The 15,957-nt window shown below is 67.9% G+C and carries 14 protein-coding genes and 1 riboswitch; of the genes, 8 read left to right on the top strand and 6 right to left on the bottom strand.

The features are described 5' to 3' along the window. Window positions 1-15 precede the first annotated feature (15 nt). On the bottom strand, window positions 16-1,017 hold the full coding sequence (locus ACEWX3_RS02890; RefSeq protein ID WP_374158646.1) for a helix-turn-helix domain-containing protein: 1,002 nt from the start codon (window positions 1,015-1,017) through the stop codon (window positions 16-18). A 72-nt stretch (window positions 1,018-1,089) separates the two neighbouring features. Here ACEWX3_RS02890 and ACEWX3_RS02885 point away from each other — a divergent pair, with 72 nt between their 5' ends. Next, window positions 1,090-1,347, top strand: coding sequence for a hypothetical protein (locus ACEWX3_RS02885; RefSeq protein WP_374158645.1), 258 nt, complete (start codon window positions 1,090-1,092; stop codon window positions 1,345-1,347). Here the strand turns inward: ACEWX3_RS02885 and ACEWX3_RS02880 are convergent. Then, the gene (locus ACEWX3_RS02880) at window positions 1,321-2,112 is read right to left on the bottom strand and encodes an alpha/beta fold hydrolase (protein WP_374158644.1); all 792 of its coding nucleotides are present in this window, start codon (window positions 2,110-2,112) and stop codon (window positions 1,321-1,323) included. The genes ACEWX3_RS02885 and ACEWX3_RS02880 overlap by 27 nt on opposite strands. A 39-nt stretch (window positions 2,113-2,151) precedes the next feature. Here ACEWX3_RS02880 and mhuD point away from each other — a divergent pair, with 39 nt between their 5' ends. The 6 genes from mhuD (at window position 2,152) to ACEWX3_RS02850 (ending at window position 6,715) form a co-directional block, all read left to right on the top strand. Continuing rightward, on the top strand, window positions 2,152-2,481 hold the full coding sequence (gene mhuD, locus ACEWX3_RS02875) for a mycobilin-forming heme oxygenase MhuD (RefSeq protein ID WP_152518934.1): 330 nt from the start codon (window positions 2,152-2,154) through the stop codon (window positions 2,479-2,481). Then, window positions 2,456-3,814 carry a serine hydrolase gene (locus tag ACEWX3_RS02870; RefSeq protein ID WP_374158643.1) on the top strand — a complete coding sequence of 453 codons (1,359 nt, stop codon included), beginning with the start codon at window positions 2,456-2,458 and terminating at the stop codon, window positions 3,812-3,814. The genes mhuD and ACEWX3_RS02870 overlap by 26 nt, the downstream gene beginning before the upstream one ends. Before the next feature lie 33 nt (window positions 3,815-3,847). Beyond that, window positions 3,848-4,049, top strand: a riboswitch (cobalamin riboswitch). 38 nt (window positions 4,050-4,087) lie between these two features. Next, entirely contained in the window at window positions 4,088-4,813 is a 726-nt protein-coding gene (locus ACEWX3_RS02865) for an energy-coupling factor ABC transporter permease (RefSeq protein ID WP_374159769.1), read from the top strand. Continuing rightward, window positions 4,810-5,178 carry an energy-coupling factor ABC transporter substrate-binding protein gene (locus tag ACEWX3_RS02860; RefSeq protein ID WP_374158642.1) on the top strand — a complete coding sequence of 123 codons (369 nt, stop codon included), beginning with the start codon at window positions 4,810-4,812 and terminating at the stop codon, window positions 5,176-5,178. The genes ACEWX3_RS02865 and ACEWX3_RS02860 overlap by 4 nt, the downstream gene beginning before the upstream one ends. Before the next feature lie 9 nt (window positions 5,179-5,187). Next, a complete protein-coding gene (locus ACEWX3_RS02855; protein WP_374158641.1) occupies window positions 5,188-5,934 on the top strand; it encodes an energy-coupling factor transporter transmembrane protein EcfT in 747 nt (248 codons plus the stop codon). Next, window positions 5,924-6,715 (top strand): energy-coupling factor ABC transporter ATP-binding protein, encoded by a 792-nt coding sequence (locus ACEWX3_RS02850; protein ID WP_374158640.1) that lies wholly within the window; start codon window positions 5,924-5,926, stop codon window positions 6,713-6,715. The genes ACEWX3_RS02855 and ACEWX3_RS02850 overlap by 11 nt, the downstream gene beginning before the upstream one ends. A gap of 75 nt (window positions 6,716-6,790) precedes the next feature. Here ACEWX3_RS02850 and ACEWX3_RS02845 read toward each other — a convergent pair whose 3' ends face one another. Continuing rightward, entirely contained in the window at window positions 6,791-10,267 is a 3,477-nt protein-coding gene (locus tag ACEWX3_RS02845) for an Ig-like domain-containing protein (RefSeq protein WP_374158639.1), read from the bottom strand. 182 nt (window positions 10,268-10,449) lie between these two features. On the opposite strand from ACEWX3_RS02845, the gene ACEWX3_RS02840 reads away from it, so the two are divergent. Continuing rightward, entirely contained in the window at window positions 10,450-11,142 is a 693-nt protein-coding gene (locus ACEWX3_RS02840; RefSeq protein WP_374158638.1) for a TetR family transcriptional regulator, read from the top strand. A gap of 9 nt (window positions 11,143-11,151) precedes the next feature. Here the strand turns inward: ACEWX3_RS02840 and clpC1 are convergent, their stop codons facing one another. The 3 genes from clpC1 to lysS form a co-directional block, all read right to left on the bottom strand. Continuing rightward, window positions 11,152-13,689, bottom strand: coding sequence for an ATP-dependent protease ATP-binding subunit ClpC (clpC1, locus tag ACEWX3_RS02835; protein ID WP_374158637.1), 2,538 nt, complete (start codon window positions 13,687-13,689; stop codon window positions 11,152-11,154). 288 nt (window positions 13,690-13,977) lie between these two features. Further along, window positions 13,978-14,319: a histone-like nucleoid-structuring protein Lsr2 gene (lsr2, locus tag ACEWX3_RS02830; protein ID WP_207065097.1), complete on the bottom strand. Its 342-nt coding sequence runs from the start codon at window positions 14,317-14,319 to the stop codon at window positions 13,978-13,980. A gap of 101 nt (window positions 14,320-14,420) precedes the next feature. Then, on the bottom strand, window positions 14,421-15,935 hold the full coding sequence (lysS, locus tag ACEWX3_RS02825) for a lysine--tRNA ligase (protein ID WP_374158636.1): 1,515 nt from the start codon (window positions 15,933-15,935) through the stop codon (window positions 14,421-14,423). Between the last annotated feature and the right edge of the window lie 22 nt (window positions 15,936-15,957).

Raw genomic sequence — 15,957 nt, 5'->3', positions numbered from 1 at the left:
CCGGCGAGCCGGCTATCAGGCAGTGACGACGCTTTCTTCGACACCGATGTCTTCGACACCGCGGCCGGCGCCACACGCGAATCGGCGGCGGTAGTCCGACGGCGTCACGCCGATCACCCGGCGGAAATGATGGCGCAGCAGTGTCGCGTTGCCGAATCCGGACTGGTCGGCGATCCGGTCGATGTCCAGCGTCGTCTCTTCGAGTAGCCGCCGGGCGAACAGCACCCGCTGATCGGTCACCCACTGCATCGGGGTGCGGCCGGTCTCTTCGACGAACCGACGCGCGAACGTCCGCCCCGACATGTGAGCCCGGCGGGCCAGCGACGTCACGGTGTGCGGCTTGTCCAGGTTCGCCAAGATCCAGTCCAGGTGGGGCGCGAACCGTTCGGAGCAGCGGACCGGAATGGGCTGGTCGATGTACTGCCGCTGGCCGCCGTCGCGCTGCGGTGGCACCACCATGCGCCGCGCGATCGTGTTGGTGATCTCGCTGCCCATCTCGCGGCGCACCAGATGCAGGCAGGCGTCGATCCCGGCGGCGGTGCCGGCGCTGGTGATCAGATCACCGTCGTCGACGAAGAGCACGTTGCGGTCCACCTTGGCGGTCGGATACATGGCCTGGAGCTGGTCGGCGTGCATCCAGTGGGTGGTGCACGGACGTCCGTCGAGCAGCCCTGCCGCGCCGGCGACGAACGCACCCGAACACACCGTCAGGATCGTCGACCCGGAGGCGGCCGCCCGCCGCACCGCGTCCAACGCCTCGGGCAGGTATTCGGCCGATCCGATCGCCGGGATGGCGACGAGATCGGCGCCGACCAGGTCGTCGAGACCGTGGTCGGGGATGAGGGACGCGCCGACCGAGGTCCGCAGCGGTGTGCCCGGTTCAGGTCCGCACACCTTGAAGTCGAAATTGGGGACGCCGTCGGCCGAGCGATCGATGCCGAACACCTCGCAGATGACGCCGAACTCGAAGACCGCCAGCCCGTCCAGCACGAGGGCCGACACGCTCCTTATCGCCATGGCAGCATCTTAGCGAAGGGTGTCTGTTCTGCCGCTGGTGGCGCCATTTTGTGCAAGCGCAGGATTACTGCCATGAACACCGCTGTGACCTTCCTGATCCTCACCGTCGCGTTCACCGCGGCCGCGCTGCTCGTCCGGGTGGCGCGCCGGTCGGGCTCACGCCGGCTGCACCTCGACCAGTTCCGGATGGCGGCACCGATGGGCGGCCGGTTGTCCGGCGACGACGATCCGGACGCCTACCGAATCCGGCACGACGCCGACGCCATCCGCACCCGCTTCGAGCAGCACCCCCACTGGCCGAGCTCACGCGTCCTGGGTGAACGACGTTAGAAACGTCTCGACCGCATCCCGATATTTCCCCGGCGCCTCGTCGTGTACGAGATGACCCGCGCCGGGCAGGTGCACATACGTGGTCCGAGGCCCCGTATCGGCCATCCTGCGCATCTGCCCGGCCGGGGCGACGGAGTTGCCGGCCTCCAGCAGCAGCGTCGGCACCGCCACCGCACGCCACTGATCCCAGTAGTCCCGCGTTCCCCACTCGGCGGCGATCTCGATCCAGCGCCGCGTCTCCCCGTGCAGCCGCCAGCCGGTCGGGGTGCGGTCGAACGCTTCCAGGAAGTACTGCCCGGCCACCGGCCCGAACTCGTGGAACACCTGCTCAGCGGCGGTGAACTCCACCGGCAGCGCGTGCAGCCACGGTTCCCACGGCCCGGTGGTGCGGCCCCGGAAATCGGGCGCCATGTCCTCGACCACCACGGCATCCACCAACTCCGGGCGCTGCGCTGCCAGACACCATGAATGCAGCGCACCCATCGAATGCCCGATCAGGATCGCCGGACGTCCCAGCGCGTCGACGGCGTCCGCCAGATCGGCGACGAAACGCTCCGTCGAGATGGGGTGCGGGTCGTCGACGCCGCGGCCGCGGTGCCAGAGCGCGTCGTAGGTGAACACCTCGCCGTGGCGGGCCAGCCACGGAACCTGACGCGACCAGGTGCTGCCCCGCCCCATCAGTCCGTGCACCAGGACCAGCGGCCGGCCCTGCCCGCCCCGTGACGTCAGCAGCGTGCCCGCAGAGGCATCCGGTGGGGAATCCATGGGCTCATCATGCCGACCCCACGCGGTAGCCTGATGGCCATGGCAAGCCAGACCCCCGTGGTGAAGATCAACGCAATCGAGGTCCCGCCCGACGCCGGCCCGGAGCTGGAGAAGCGGTTCGCCCACCGCGCCCACGCCGTCGACAATCAGCCCGGCTTCCTGGGTTTCCAGCTGCTGCGCCCCATCAAGGGCGAAGACCGCTACTTCGTCGTCACCCAGTGGGAGTCCGAGGAAGCTTTCCAGGCCTGGGCGACCGGGCCGGCCATCGAAGCGCACGCCGGCGAGCGGGCCAACCCCGTCGCCAAAGGTGCATCGCTGCTGGAGTTCGAGGTTGTGCTCGACGTTGCAGGGACTGACACCTCGGCGTGACGCGGCCGGGGTCCGGCGCCGGGCGAGGCTGACGATCGCGCTCGCCCTCGTCGCCGCCCTGGCCTGCGCGTGCGCCGGCCCCCGACCGGCTCCTGCCGACGGCAGCTACGGCGCACCCATCCAGATCAACACTCCGCAGGGTCTGCGCGCCAAGCAGACCATGGACATGCTCAACAGCGACTGGCCGATCGGCGAGGTCGGCATCCGCACGCTGGCCGCTCCGGACATCGTCGAACACGTCGGCGTCACGCTCGACAGGATGTGGTGGGACCGACCGTTCACCGTCACCGACGTCGACATCGGCGCCGGCAACGCGACCCTCGACGTCGTCACGTCCTACGGGGTCGGTCAGACGATCACCCTGCGCACCGATGACGCCGGGATGGTCGACCGCTTCAACGTCACCCTGGTCCGGCCGCAGATCGACGACTGGGCCGACGTCGACGCCGAGCTGAGCAGCTCTGGAGCGCGGTACTCCTATCAGGTCGCCCGGGTCGACGACGGGCGCTGCACCAAGGTGGCGGGCACCAACACCGACATGTCGCTGCCGCTGGCATCGATCTTCAAGCTGTACGTGCTGCTCGCGGTCGCCGACGCGGTGAAAGCCGGCACGCTGGCCTGGTCGGATCAGCTGACCATCACCAAGGAAGCGAAGGCGGTCGGCTCCTCGGGCTTCGACAAGGCGCCGCCGGGAACTGAAGTGAGCGTGCGCGAGGCGGCGCAGCAGATGATCTCGGCGAGCGACAACATGGCCACCGATCTGTTGATCGGCCGGCTCGGGCCGGGCGCCATCGAGCGCGCACTGGTCGCCGCCGGGCACCACGACCCCACCAGCATGACGCCGTTCCCGACCATGCACGAGATGTTCTCGGTCGGCTGGGGCGAGCCCGACCTGCGCGACGAGTGGAAGAAGGCGTCACCGCAGGGACGCGCGCAGCTGCTGCAGCAGACCAACACGCGCCCGTACCAGCCCGACCCCGAACGCACCCACACCCCCGCCTCGGCCATCGGCGCCGAGTGGTACGCCAGCGCCGCCGACATCTGCCGGTTGCACGCCGCGCTGCAGAGCGCCGCTGTGGGAGCTGCGGCGCCCGTCAAGGACATCCTGTCGTTCGTGCCGGGCATCGACCTCGATCGCACGAAATGGCCCTACATCGGCGCGAAGGCCGGCAACCTACCCGGTGACCTGACCTTCAGCTGGTACGCCGTCGACCACACTGGTCAGGGCTGGGTGGTCAGCCTGCAGTCGAACTGGCCCGAATACCGCAGCCAGACCGCGGCCGCGTGGCTGCTGTCGATCGCCGAGCAGATGTTCGGCCTGATCGAAACCTAACCCGCCGGAGCGACCACGCCGACCGCGTGGAGGTTATGCTCCGTCTGCTGCGGTGTACGGGAACCCGGTGCAAGACCGGGGCGGCCCTCGCCACTGTGAACGGGAAGTCGGCGTCATGCATGCCACTGCTCGCGCGTCGCGCGGGTGGGAAGGCGGACTCCGGCGTTTCGGCTCTCCCCCGGGAGATCCGACGGACCCGTGAGCCAGGAGACCGACCACAGCACCGATATCGATGCCCACGAGGTGCTGGGCGGAAAGGCACATCCGACAAAAATGCATATCGCAGAGGGGTTTCTGCCCCCGGCCCACGCGGTGGCCTGGACCATCGCGGCGGCTCCCTTCGTCGTCCACGGCGCCATGCAGGTCGTCGCCACCGTCAAGCGCCAACCGTCGGCGGGTCCGCTGCTGGCCGCGGTCGGAGCGTTCTCGTTCGTCATGTCGGCCATCAAGCTTCCGTCCGTGACGGGTTCGAGTTCACACCCCACCGGTACCGGGCTCGGCACTGCCATATTCCGGCCGCCGGTGATGGCGTTCCTGGGCACCATCGTGCTGTTGTTCCAGGCTCTGCTGCTCGCGCACGGTGGCATCACCACCCTGGGCGCCAACGCGTTCTCCATGGCGATCGCCGGCCCCTGGGCGGGCTTCGCGGTGTTCTTCGCAGTGCGCAAGGCCGGGGTCGGACTGCTGCCGGCGGTATTCGCACTGGCCTTCGTCGCGGACCTCTTCACCTACATCGTCACCAGTTTCCAGCTGGCGCTGGCATTCCCGTCCGCCGAGGGCGGCTTCGGGGAGAGCTTCGTGGAGTTCATGGGGGTCTTCGCGATCACCCAGGTCCCGCTGGCGATCGTCGAGGGTCTCATCACCGTCGTCGTGGTCCGCGTGCTCATGCAGGTCGCCTCGTCCGAGCTGCTCAACCTCGGGTTCCTCAAGAACAAGGACGTCCCGGCCGGTGCCGGCGAGGAGCCCCGCAGCAGCGAGCGCGAGGAGGTCCAGCGATGAGCTCACCCACCGTCAAATCCAGTTCCCGCTCGGTCTGGGTGCTGGCCATCGTGCTACTCACCGTTTCTGCCGCAATCGCCGTCGGCTCCCTGCTCTACGGCTACTCGCAGGACGCCGAAGCCGAGTTCGGCGGCGCCGACGGCCAGGCCGAAGAGGTCATCGCCGGTATCGACGAGAGTTACGAGCCGTGGTACGACGCCCTGGTCGGTGAGCTTCCCGGCGAGGTCGAGTCGGGGTTGTTCGCGCTGCAGGCCGGGCTCGGAGGCATCGTTCTCGGAGGTGCGGTCGGGTGGTACGCGGGCCGGCACCGGGGGCGCACGGAGGCGCTGCCCCCGGCTGACCGAGGAGCGCCCGGCGGCGCCTGAGTCGCCGCGATGAATCCCCTGGACCTCAGTGCGGCCCAGAACCGGTGGTCGAGCCACCCGGCCGCGGAGAAGCTCGTGCTGTACGGCGGGTTGCTGGTGTGCGCGATGGTGCTGCCACCGCGCACGGCCGCCCCGCTGGTACTTCTGGCGGTCGCCGTGGCAACGCTGGTGCTCGCCCGGGTTCGTCCGCGCCTGTTCGTCCTGGCGCTGATCGGCCCTGCCGTGTTCATCGCGCTAGGGTCGGTGCCGATCGCGGTGGGCCTGCGCGGGGGGCCGCATCTCGAGCCCGGAGGACTCGACCTCGCGGTCGACACGTCGCTGCGCGCGATCGCGGCCTCGTCGGCGACCATCGGGCTGGCGGTGACCACCCTGATGGCCGATCTGCTCGACCTGGCGCGCAGAGCCGGCGTGCCGGCCCCGCTGTGCCACGTCGCCGATCTGACGTACCGGCTCGTCGGTATCCTGATCAGCTCGGCGCGCGCGGCCCGGGAATCGGTGGCGCTGCGACTGGGACTACAGAGACCGCGGGATGCCATCACGGTGATCGGCGCCCAGTCGGCCCTCATTTTCGTCCGGGCGACCGAACGAGGGCGGGCCATGTCCGAGGCGATGTCACTGCGTGCCGAACCGGGGAAGACCGCGGTGCTCACCGCGGACCGGCCGGTCCGCCCGGCACGGATCGCGGCCAGCATCACCGTGCTGATCGTGATTGCAGCCACCTCGATACTGACCTGGAGGGCATGGAATGGCGGGTGACGACGAGGTTCTCGGATTGCGGGACGTCGCGTTCGCCTACCCCCGCGGCCCGAGGGTCCTCGACGGCGTGAGCCTGTCGCTGCAGCCCGGTCAGCGGGTCGCGCTGCTGGGCGCCAACGGCTCGGGCAAGACCACGCTGCTCCGGATCCTCGTGGGGCTCACGACGCCGTCGGGCGGGACGGTGCGGCTCGAAGGTGCCCCGCTGCGCACCTCGCGGGCCGACCGCACCCGGCTGCGCACCCGGGTCCAGATGGTGCTGCAGGAGCCGGACGATCAGATCGTGGCCGCCACCGTGCGTGCCGACGTGTCATTCGGCCCGGTGAACCTTGGCCTGGCGCGCGCTGAGGTGATGGCCCGCGTCGACGAGGCGATGGATGCGCTGGACATCGGCGATCTCGCCGACCGGACCCCCAACCACCTGTCCTTCGGGCAGCGCAAGCGCGTGGCCATCGCCGGCGCGGTCGCCATGCGGCCCCGCGTCCTGCTCCTGGACGAGGCCACCGCCGGCCTGGACCCGAGAGCGGTGCACGACCTGCTGGACACGCTCACCGCACTGTCACGCGCGGGGACCGCCGTGGTGCTGGCCACCCACGACGTCGACGTCGCCTGGACATGGTCGCAGGACACCCTCATCCTCAGCGAGCACACCGTGCGCCGCGGCCCGACCCACGAGCTGCTGTGCGACGACGCTCTGCTCGCCGACGCTCGGCTGGCCACACCGTGGGGTGCCGCGGTATCACGGCGCCTGAACCGAACCGTGCTGCGGCCCAGCGACATCTGATCAACCCGCGGGACAGGGACACACGGCACGGGCGGCACCCTTGTCGACGCCCGTACCGTGCGTTGGGCTATCCGGCTACGAACCCCCGCCACCGGCGCCGAAGAGCGCCGGGTCGACGTCGACGATCCAGGCGCCGTCGCTGGTGCCCTGATAGACCGTCCCGGTGAGCGGGTCCACCAGCAGACCGCCGGCAACGGTCCCGCCGAACAGCGCGTCGGTGAACGTCGCAGTGCCGTCCAGGTAGAGCGTCGTCACCCGGGTCTTGATGCCGTCGGGCTCGAAGTTCTGGGTGGTCAGGTACGCCGCACCGGTGCGCGGGTTCACGGCAATGGGTCCGACCGGAACACCGACGGGTCCCGGATCACCGTCGGTGAGGCCGACGTAGCTCACCGTTGAGCCGTCGGCAGCGATCACCGCAACCGACTTCACCGGTTGCGCCGGGAAGCCGCGCTCGATCACCAGGTATGCCTGACCGGTCACGGTGTTCGGCGTGATCACATAGCGGCCCTGGCCGGCACCGGCAGCGAAGATTCCCGACGCGTTGCGCAACTGCAGAGTGCCGCGAGCGCCGTCGCGGCTGACCACGGTGACGCGGCCCGGGCTCTCGGTGTTGGCGCCGAAGTCGATTACCTCCTGGTACACGACGCCGGTCACGGGGTTGATCACCGGCGAACCGGTCGGGAATCCCCCGAGGTCGTAGGACATTCCCCGGATACCGTCGCCGGAAAGCTTGGTCAGAGTGGCGGTTCCATCGGAGAAGGTGCCCGCGCGAGTGGTGACGTAGGTGGCGCCGTCCGACGGGTCGACTACGGGCTCGCCGACCAGCTGGCCGGTGATCGTGTGGACCGCTCCGCTGCTGTCGACAACGCTGATGGAAGTGACGTCCCCGAGCGCGGTGGTCACGAAAACGCTGCTGCCGGAGGGGTTGACGATGATCGGTCCATTGATCCCATCGGGGAGCAACGCGATACGTGCCGCCCGGTCGGAGATGGTCACGACTGAGCGGGACTGCGAACCAGGCGCCGCGACGACGAGATGCACAGCGCCGCTGCGGGGGTTGACCGCAAGATTGCCCTCGATGGATCCCGGCCCCTCGAACACCTGGCTCACCGTGCCGTCGGTCGCGACCCGCAAGACGGTGACGACCGGCGGCGAGCCCGGCGCGGGTAGGGCGCTGAAGGGAACGTAGGCCGCCCCGCTCGCAGTGTCGACGACGACGTCGCCCACCGCCGCGCCGTTGAAACGAATCAGCTCGACACCGTTTCCGTCGGGGTTGATGCCGGTCAGCACGGTCGTGCGAGCCGCGCCCTGCCCGCTTTGTGAGAGCTGGTAGGTGATGCCGGTGACCGGGTTGACCGCGGCATCGCGCACCGGCCGGCCGTCGACGGTATTGGTGACGACCGTCCCGTCACCGCGGATCACGGTCAGGTTCGTGGCGAGCTGGCTCGTGCCTAAGACCAACGCCTGGGTGATCAGCACGCGCTGCCCGGTTGTCGGGTCGACGACGGCGCCGCCGAGCGGTGTGCCCGGGATGGTTCTGGTGACCAGAAAGCTTCCATCGGCGGCGAAGACGTCCAGCCGGGTATTGCCGAGGTCTGCCGCAGAGACGGCGGGCCGCACCAGGAACGTCGCTCCAGTGCGGTCGTCGAACGCGATCGTCGTGGAAGGGGCGCCGAGAAAGGTGTCGCTGATGGTGCGACCGTCGGGGGTCAACCGGGTGACACTGGTGAATGTTGTGCCGGTTGAATCGCTGCTCGTGGTGACCAGGAACGCGACGCCGGACACCGGATTGATCGCGATCGGGTACGCACTCTGAATCTGGACGCGCTCACCGCGGATTACACCGTCGGGACCCGCCGAGATGATCGTCGCGAAGGTCGGCGACAACCCGTTCTGGGCATTGTCCCGATCGATGAAAATCTCCGCGGCGTACAGGCGACCGGTGTGCGGATCGACAACGAAGGGTCGTTCGAAACGGTAGAAGCTTCCGCCCTGTGCTTGACCGAAGTTCACCGGCACCTGGTAGACGACGGCGTTGTCGGTGGCATCGATCGGCACGGAGACGCTCACGACCACCGGCGCGTCGACACCGTCGGCCACAGTGACAGTGAACGAGTCGGACTGCGGGGTGCCGTCGTATGCGGCCCCCGCCCGCGCGATGGGCGTCGGGGTGTAGATGAACGTTGCATCGGAGGCAACGGTGACCGCACCCCGGATCGGGGCGACGGTGACCGTGGCGGTGACGCCGGGTCGCCCGATTCCGGTACCGGTCAGTCGGCCGATGACGGCACCGGTCCCGGCGTCGATGGTGTCGACGGTGAAGGACGGTTCGAGGTCGAGCTGCGGCACCGTGATGGTGATCGCGGTGACGCTGGTGTGCCCCCGGGCCGGGGCGAGGAAGCCGAACAGGCCGTCGGGCCCGCTGTCGGTGACAGCGACCACGAAGGTGTCTGTTCCGGTGAAACCCGCGGCCGGGGTGTAGGTGTACGCGCCGTTGCTCGCGTCAACGGTCAGCGTTCCGCGCGCCGGGTTCTGAAGCACGTCGAAGGTGATCTCATCGCCGTCCGGATCGAATCCGCCGAGATTTCCGGTGACGAGGCCGGTGGTGGGATCCGTGGATGTCGGGGTCGGCGCCAGCGTCGGGCGCGAGTTGAAGAACTGGCGTCGCGCGAAGGCGAGCACCATCCACACCCCGGTCGCCGGCGGCGGGGCACCCGGTACGCCGAACAGTCCGGGCAGGACTCCGAAGGGTGCCACCGCCAGGGCGACGAATCCGGTGGCCGCGCTGATGAACGCTCCTGGAAGCCCGGCGAGTACCGCTACCGGCGTAGGTGGTGCCAGCGCCACTGGGCGAGTGGTCACCGGGGTGACGATCGGGGCGCCGGACGCAGGGAGGTCAGCGAGGTCCGCGGTGATGGCGGTGTTGTCGGACGTCGCCACGAGCGATGCAGCCGACACAGCGGGTGTGTCGTCCGTCGCGGTATCGACGACGGCGCTGCGCAGCGGCTCGGCGTGCGATCGGTCGCCCTGCTGGCTCACGACCAAGGCCGCGTCGGCGGTGTCAGTGGTGTCGGTGGTGTCGCCGACCACCGGGGTCGGGACGTCGCCTACCGGAAGAAGTTCAACGCCGTCGAGCACGTCGTCGGCTGTGTCGTCGGCGCCGGTGCCGGCTTCGGCGTCTTCTGATGCGGCGTCGTCGGCTGCGGCGTCTTCAGCTGTGTCGTCGGCTGCGTCTTCTGATGCGGCGTCGTCGGCTGCGGCGTCTTCAGCTGTGTCGTCGGCTGCGTCTTCTGATGCGGCGTCGTCGGCTGCGGCGTCTTCAGCTGTGTCGTCGGCTGCGTCTTCAGCTGTGTCGTCGCCCGCCGTGTCGTTCTCCGCGGACTCGCCGGGCGCGTTCGTCGTGTCCGCTGCGTCGCCGGCGGTGTCCGACGTCTTCGACGCCGGATCGGCGGGATCAGCGAGGGCTACTGCGGGCGTGATTGCTGCGGCCGCGCCGACCCCCAACGCCACCGCCAACGCACCCACCCGACCGACGAACCGCGCATGACCCATGACTGTCCTTTGCTCCGAATCCGGGCCACAGGCGCGAGCAGGGCGCTCGCCTGATTGATACTTCCCCCGCGGCGGCTTGACGGTACCGCAAGTGAAAGGTTTTCACTAGCTTTGCGGCGGTTCGTCACGAATCGCTGCTTTGTTTGCTGACAGAATTCTCCAGGTATGACGGCCCTCGACCGGTGGATGCACCTGGCGTGTGCGGATCGACTACCTGGGACAGTGGAAGCGTGAAAAGTCGCCGGCCGCCGCTGAGTCGGGGCAGGATCGTCGACGCCGCGATCACGTTGATCGATGAAGGCGGGCTGGAACACTTCAGCATGCCCAAGCTGGCTGCCGTGCTGGCCGTGCGCACCTCCGCGCTCTATCGGCATTTCGCTGACCGCGAGGCGCTGCTGGCAGAAATTGCACGCCAGATCTCCGCCGGGGACGAGCCGCCGGCGCTCCTCCCCGCGGCCTCAGAGTGGACGGAGTTTTTCGTGGCGCAGTCGATGCAGTTGCGCCGACGGATCCTGCGGCATCCGAACTGCGCGCCGCTCATCATCCAGTTCATGCCCAAAGACGGCGTGTTCGACCAGTACGAAGTGCTGTGTCAGTTCTTGGCGGCCGCGGGCGTGCCGCCCGGCTACCACGTCCGCATCGTCGACGCGCTGACCGCGATGACGATCGGAGCGGCCGTGCTGGCCGAGAGTTCCGCCGATTACACGCCGAAAGGGCGCGGGCCAACACCCGATGCTGACAAGCATCCGGCGCTGACCCGCGCCCTTTCGGCAATCGGCGACGCCACTGCCGACGATCTGTTCGCCGGTTTCGTGCGCACCTACCTGCAGACAATCCTGGCCGAGATACACACCGAGGAATCGCTCGAGCAATAACGCCGAGCGTTACTCCGCGGTCGCACCTCCGGCCCCGGCCTGAGCCAAGTCGGGCTCGGAGTCACCGCTCGGCTTGCGGCTACCGGCGAACGTGAACTTGGCGTCCTCGCCGGCACCTTCGCCGTCCCAGCCTTCGACATCGACCGTGACGAGCTGACCCGGACCGACCTCCTCGAACAGGATCTTCTCCGACAACTGGTCCTCGATCTCACGCTGGATGGTGCGCCGCAGCGGACGTGCACCCAGCACCGGGTCGAAGCCCCGCTTGGCCAGCAAGGCCTTGGCCTTGTCGGTCAGCTCGATCGCCATGTCCTTGCCCTTGAGCTGGTTGGCGACCCGGCCGATCATCAGGTCGACCATCTTGATGATCTCGTCCTGAGTCAGCTGGTGGAAGACGATGATGTCGTCGATACGGTTGAGGAACTCCGGACGGAAGTGCTTCTTGAGCTCGTCGTTGACCTTCTGCTTCATCCGCTCGTAGTTGTTCTCACCGCCACCCTGCGAGAAGCCCAGCCCGACCGCCTTGGAGATGTCGGACGTGCCCAGGTTCGAGGTGAAGATCAACACGGTGTTCTTGAAGTCCACCGTGCGGCCCTGACCGTCGGTCAGGCGACCGTCCTCGAGCACCTGCAGGAGGCTGTTGTAGATCTCCTGGTGGGCCTTCTCGATCTCGTCGAAGAGCACCACGGAGAACGGCTTGCGGCGCACCTTCTCGGTGAGCTGCCCGCCCTCTTCGTAGCCGACGTACCCGGGAGGCGCACCGAACAGCCGTGACGCGGTGAAGCGGTCGTGGAACTCGCCCATGTCGATCTGGATGAGCGCGTCGTCGTCGCCGAACAGGAAGTTCGCCAGCGCCTTGGACAGCTCGGTCTTACCGACACCGGACGGACCGGCGAAGATGAACGAGCCGGAGGGACGCTTCGGATCCTTCAGGCCGGCGCGGGTGCGCCGGATGGCCTTCGAAACCGCCCGGACGGCGTCCTCCTGGCCGATGATCCGCTTGTGCAGCTCGTCCTCCATGCGGAGCAGACGGGTGGTCTCCTCCTCGGTGAGCTTGAACACCGGAATACCGGTCCAGTTGCCCAGCACCTCGGCGATCTGCTCGTCGTCGACCTCGGCGACGACGTCGAGATCACCCGAGCGCCACTGCTTCTCCCGCTCGGCACGCTGCGCGACCAACTGCTTCTCACGGTCGCGCAGGCTTGCCGCCTTCTCGAAGTCCTGCGCGTCGATCGCGGACTCCTTCTCCCGGCGCGCGTCGGCGATCTTCTCGTCGAACTCGCGCAGGTCTGGCGGCGCCGTCATCCGGCGGATGCGCATCCGCGCACCGGCCTCGTCGATCAGGTCGATCGCCTTGTCCGGCAGGAAGCGGTCGTTGATGTAGCGGTCGGCCAACGTCGCGGCCGCCACCATGGCACCGTCGGTGATCGAGACGCGGTGGTGCGCCTCGTAGCGGTCGCGCAGGCCCTTGAGGATCTCGATGGTGTGCTCGACCGTCGGCTCGCCGACCTGCACCGGCTGGAAGCGGCGCTCCAGGGCGGCGTCCTTCTCGATGTACTTGCGGTACTCGTCGAGCGTGGTGGCGCCGATCGTCTGCAGCTCGCCGCGGGCCAGCTTGGGCTTGAGGATGCTCGCCGCGTCGATGGCACCTTCAGCGGCGCCCGCACCGACCAACGTGTGCAGCTCGTCGATGAACAGGATGATGTCGCCGCGGGTGTTGATCTCCTTGAGCACCTTCTTCAGGCGTTCCTCGAAGTCACCGCGGTAGCGGCTGCCAGCCACCAGCGAACCCAGGTCGAGGGTGTAGAGCTGCTTGTCCTTCAGCGTCTCCGGGACCTCACCGTGCACGATGGCCTGCGCCAGGCCCTCGACGACGGCGGTCTTGCCGACACCGGGCTCGCCGATCAACACCGGGTTGTTCTTGGTGCGCCGGCTCAGCACCTGCATGACCCGCTCGATTTCCTTCTCCCGGCCGATGACCGGGTCGAGCTTGCCCTCCATGGCGGCGGCGGTCAGGTTGCGGCCGAACTGGTCGAGCACCAGTGAGGTGGACGGGTTGCCGGTCTCGCCGCCACGGCCACCCGTGCCGGCCTCGGCGGTCTCCTTGCCCTGGTAGCCGGACAGCAGCTGGATGACCTGCTGACGGACCCGGGTCAGCTCGGCGCCGAGCTTGACCAGCACCTGCGCGGCCACGCCTTCGCCCTCGCGGATCAGGCCCAGCAGGATGTGCTCGGTGCCGATGTAGTTGTGGCCGAGCTGCAGCGCCTCGCGCAGGCTCAGCTCCAGCACCTTCTTGGCGCGCGGGGTGAACGGAATGTGACCGGACGGCGCCTGCTGGCCCTGACCGATGATCTCCTCGACCTGGCTGCGCACACCCTCCAGCGAGATGCCCAGCGATTCGAGTGACTTGGCGGCCACGCCCTCACCCTCGTGGATGAGTCCCAGCAGGATGTGCTCGGTGCCGATGTAGTTGTGGTTGAGCATCCGGGCTTCTTCCTGAGCCAGGACGACAACCCGACGCGCACGGTCGGTGAATCTTTCGAACATCCGTGGTTACCTGCTCTCCATCGCATAGGTAGGTGCGCCGCAATCCCGCCGAGCTCATCCGGCGAACTCGAGGAGCACTGTGCACCTGCCGTCCACTCTAATGGGCGGCGACGCGGACTGCCCCGCCTGTCGGCCCCTGACTGGACCGGACCCGGCTCGGCATCTGTTGACTATCCGGCGCTGGTAGGACCAACGCGGCAGGACAGCGATTCGTTTCCGACGCCCGGCGACGGCGGGTTCGCCCGCAGCGAACGGAGTGGGCACCCAGCAGTGCCCGGCAACCTTGGCCTACGTTGCCGCGTGGAAAGCGTCGATCACGTCGGCGGGAATCCGCCCACGGGTGGAGACGTTGTGGCCGTTGCGGCGGGCCCACTCGCGAATCGCCGCACTCTGTTCGCGGTCGATCGCGGCGCGGCCGCGCCCGGTGCCGACGGCACGCCCGCGGCGGCGACCGCCGACGCGGCGGCCGGCCTCCAGCCACGGCTTGAGCTCATTGCGCAGCTTCGCGGCGTTCTTGGCGGAGAGGTCGATCTCATAGCTGACGCCGTCGAGTCCGAATTCCACCGTCTCGTCTGCGGCACCCTCGCCGTCGAAATCATCGACCAACGTGACAGTGACTTTTTTGGCCATTACTGGTGCTTCCTTCTGCGTGCTATGAATAAGACCCGCCCCTCGGGCACCAATGTGCCACAAAAGAACAATTCATTCAACAACGCATGAATCGAGCCGGTTCAGTTGCCGTGACGGCGAACAATCGGGAACAAAACGGTCTCCCTAATCGACAGTCCTGTCAGCGCCATCAACAACCGATCGATACCCATTCCCGTTCCTGTTGTCGGGGGCATCGCATACTCGAGCGCGGCCAGGAAATCCTCGTCCAACGCCATTGCCTCGTCGTCGCCGGCTGCCGCGGCGCGGGCCTGCGCCTCGAACCGTTCCCGCTGGACAACCGGATCGATCAACTCGGAATAGCCCGTGGCGAGCTCGATGTGACGGACGTAGAGATCCCATTTCTCCGTCACGCCCGGGATGCTGCGATGCTCCCTTGTCAACGGCGTGGTTTCCACCGGGAAGTCCCGGACAAAAGTCGGCGCCCACAACGTCTCACCGACCTTGAATTCCCAGAGTTCCTCCACCAATTTTCCGTGACCAAAGCCACGATCGCGAGGAATCTCGACTTCTAGCGCATCAGCAATCTGCCATAGACGCTCCGCGGATGTCTCCGGCGTGATCTCCTCGCCGAGCGCCTCCGACAAAGACGGATACATTTGAATGCAATCCCATTCCCCGTCGAGATCGTAGACGCTGCCGTCGGGCAAAGAGACCTGCCGGGTTCCGATCGCCTCGTCGGCGACCTCTTGAATTAGTTCACGAGTGATGACGGCGGAATCGTCGTAGGTGCCGTAGGCCTGATATGTCTCCAACATCGCGAATTCCGGTGAATGTGTCGAATCTGCACCTTCATTGCGGAACACCCGGTTCAACTCGAAAACCCGGTCGAACCCACCGACGACACACCGCTTCAGAAAGAGTTCCGGAGCGATGCGCAGGTACAGATCGGCGTCGAGGGAATTGGAGTGCGTGACGAAGGGACGCGCGGCCGCGCCGCCGGCCAGCGTCTGCAGCATCGGCGTCTCCACCTCCAGGAAACCCCTGCGCTCCAGCGCCGAGCGCACTGCCCGCACCACCGCAACACGCTGCCGGGCGATCGTGCGGGCCTCCGGGCGCACGATCAGGTCGACGTAGCGCTGGCGGACGCGGGCCTCCTCGCTCATCTCCTTGTGCGCGACCGGTAGGGGCCGAAGGGCCTTGGATGCCATTTGCCAGGAATCGGCCAGCACAGACAGTTCCCCGCGGCGGGAGCTGATCACCTCGCCATGGACGAACACGATGTCACCCAGGTCGACCTCGGTCTTCCAGGCATCGAGCGCCTCCTGCCCGACCTGGTCGAGGCTGATCATGGCCTGCAGCTGCGTTCCGTCACCCTCTTGCAAGGTCGCAAAGCACAGCTTCCCGGAGTTGCGGGCGAAGATCACCCGGCCGGCGACGCCGACCTGTTCGCCCGTAGCGGAGTCGGTGGGCAGGTCCGGATAGGCCGCGCGCAGCTCGGCCAGGGTGTGGGTACGGGCCACCTCGGCGGGATAGGGATCGTGCCCCTCGGCGAGCAGCCGTTCGCGCTTGTCCTGACGAATCCGGAACTGCTCGGGGATTGCGTCGGCGTCGGGGTCGCGGGAAACGTCAGTCACGACGTGCCAGCTTAAATGAACA

Source organism: Mycobacterium sp. G7A2, from assembly GCF_041902445.1.
In the GTDB taxonomy this organism is placed as follows: Bacteria; Actinomycetota; Actinomycetes; order Mycobacteriales; family Mycobacteriaceae; genus Mycobacterium.
This window is presented reverse-complemented; position numbering and strand designations above follow the sequence as displayed.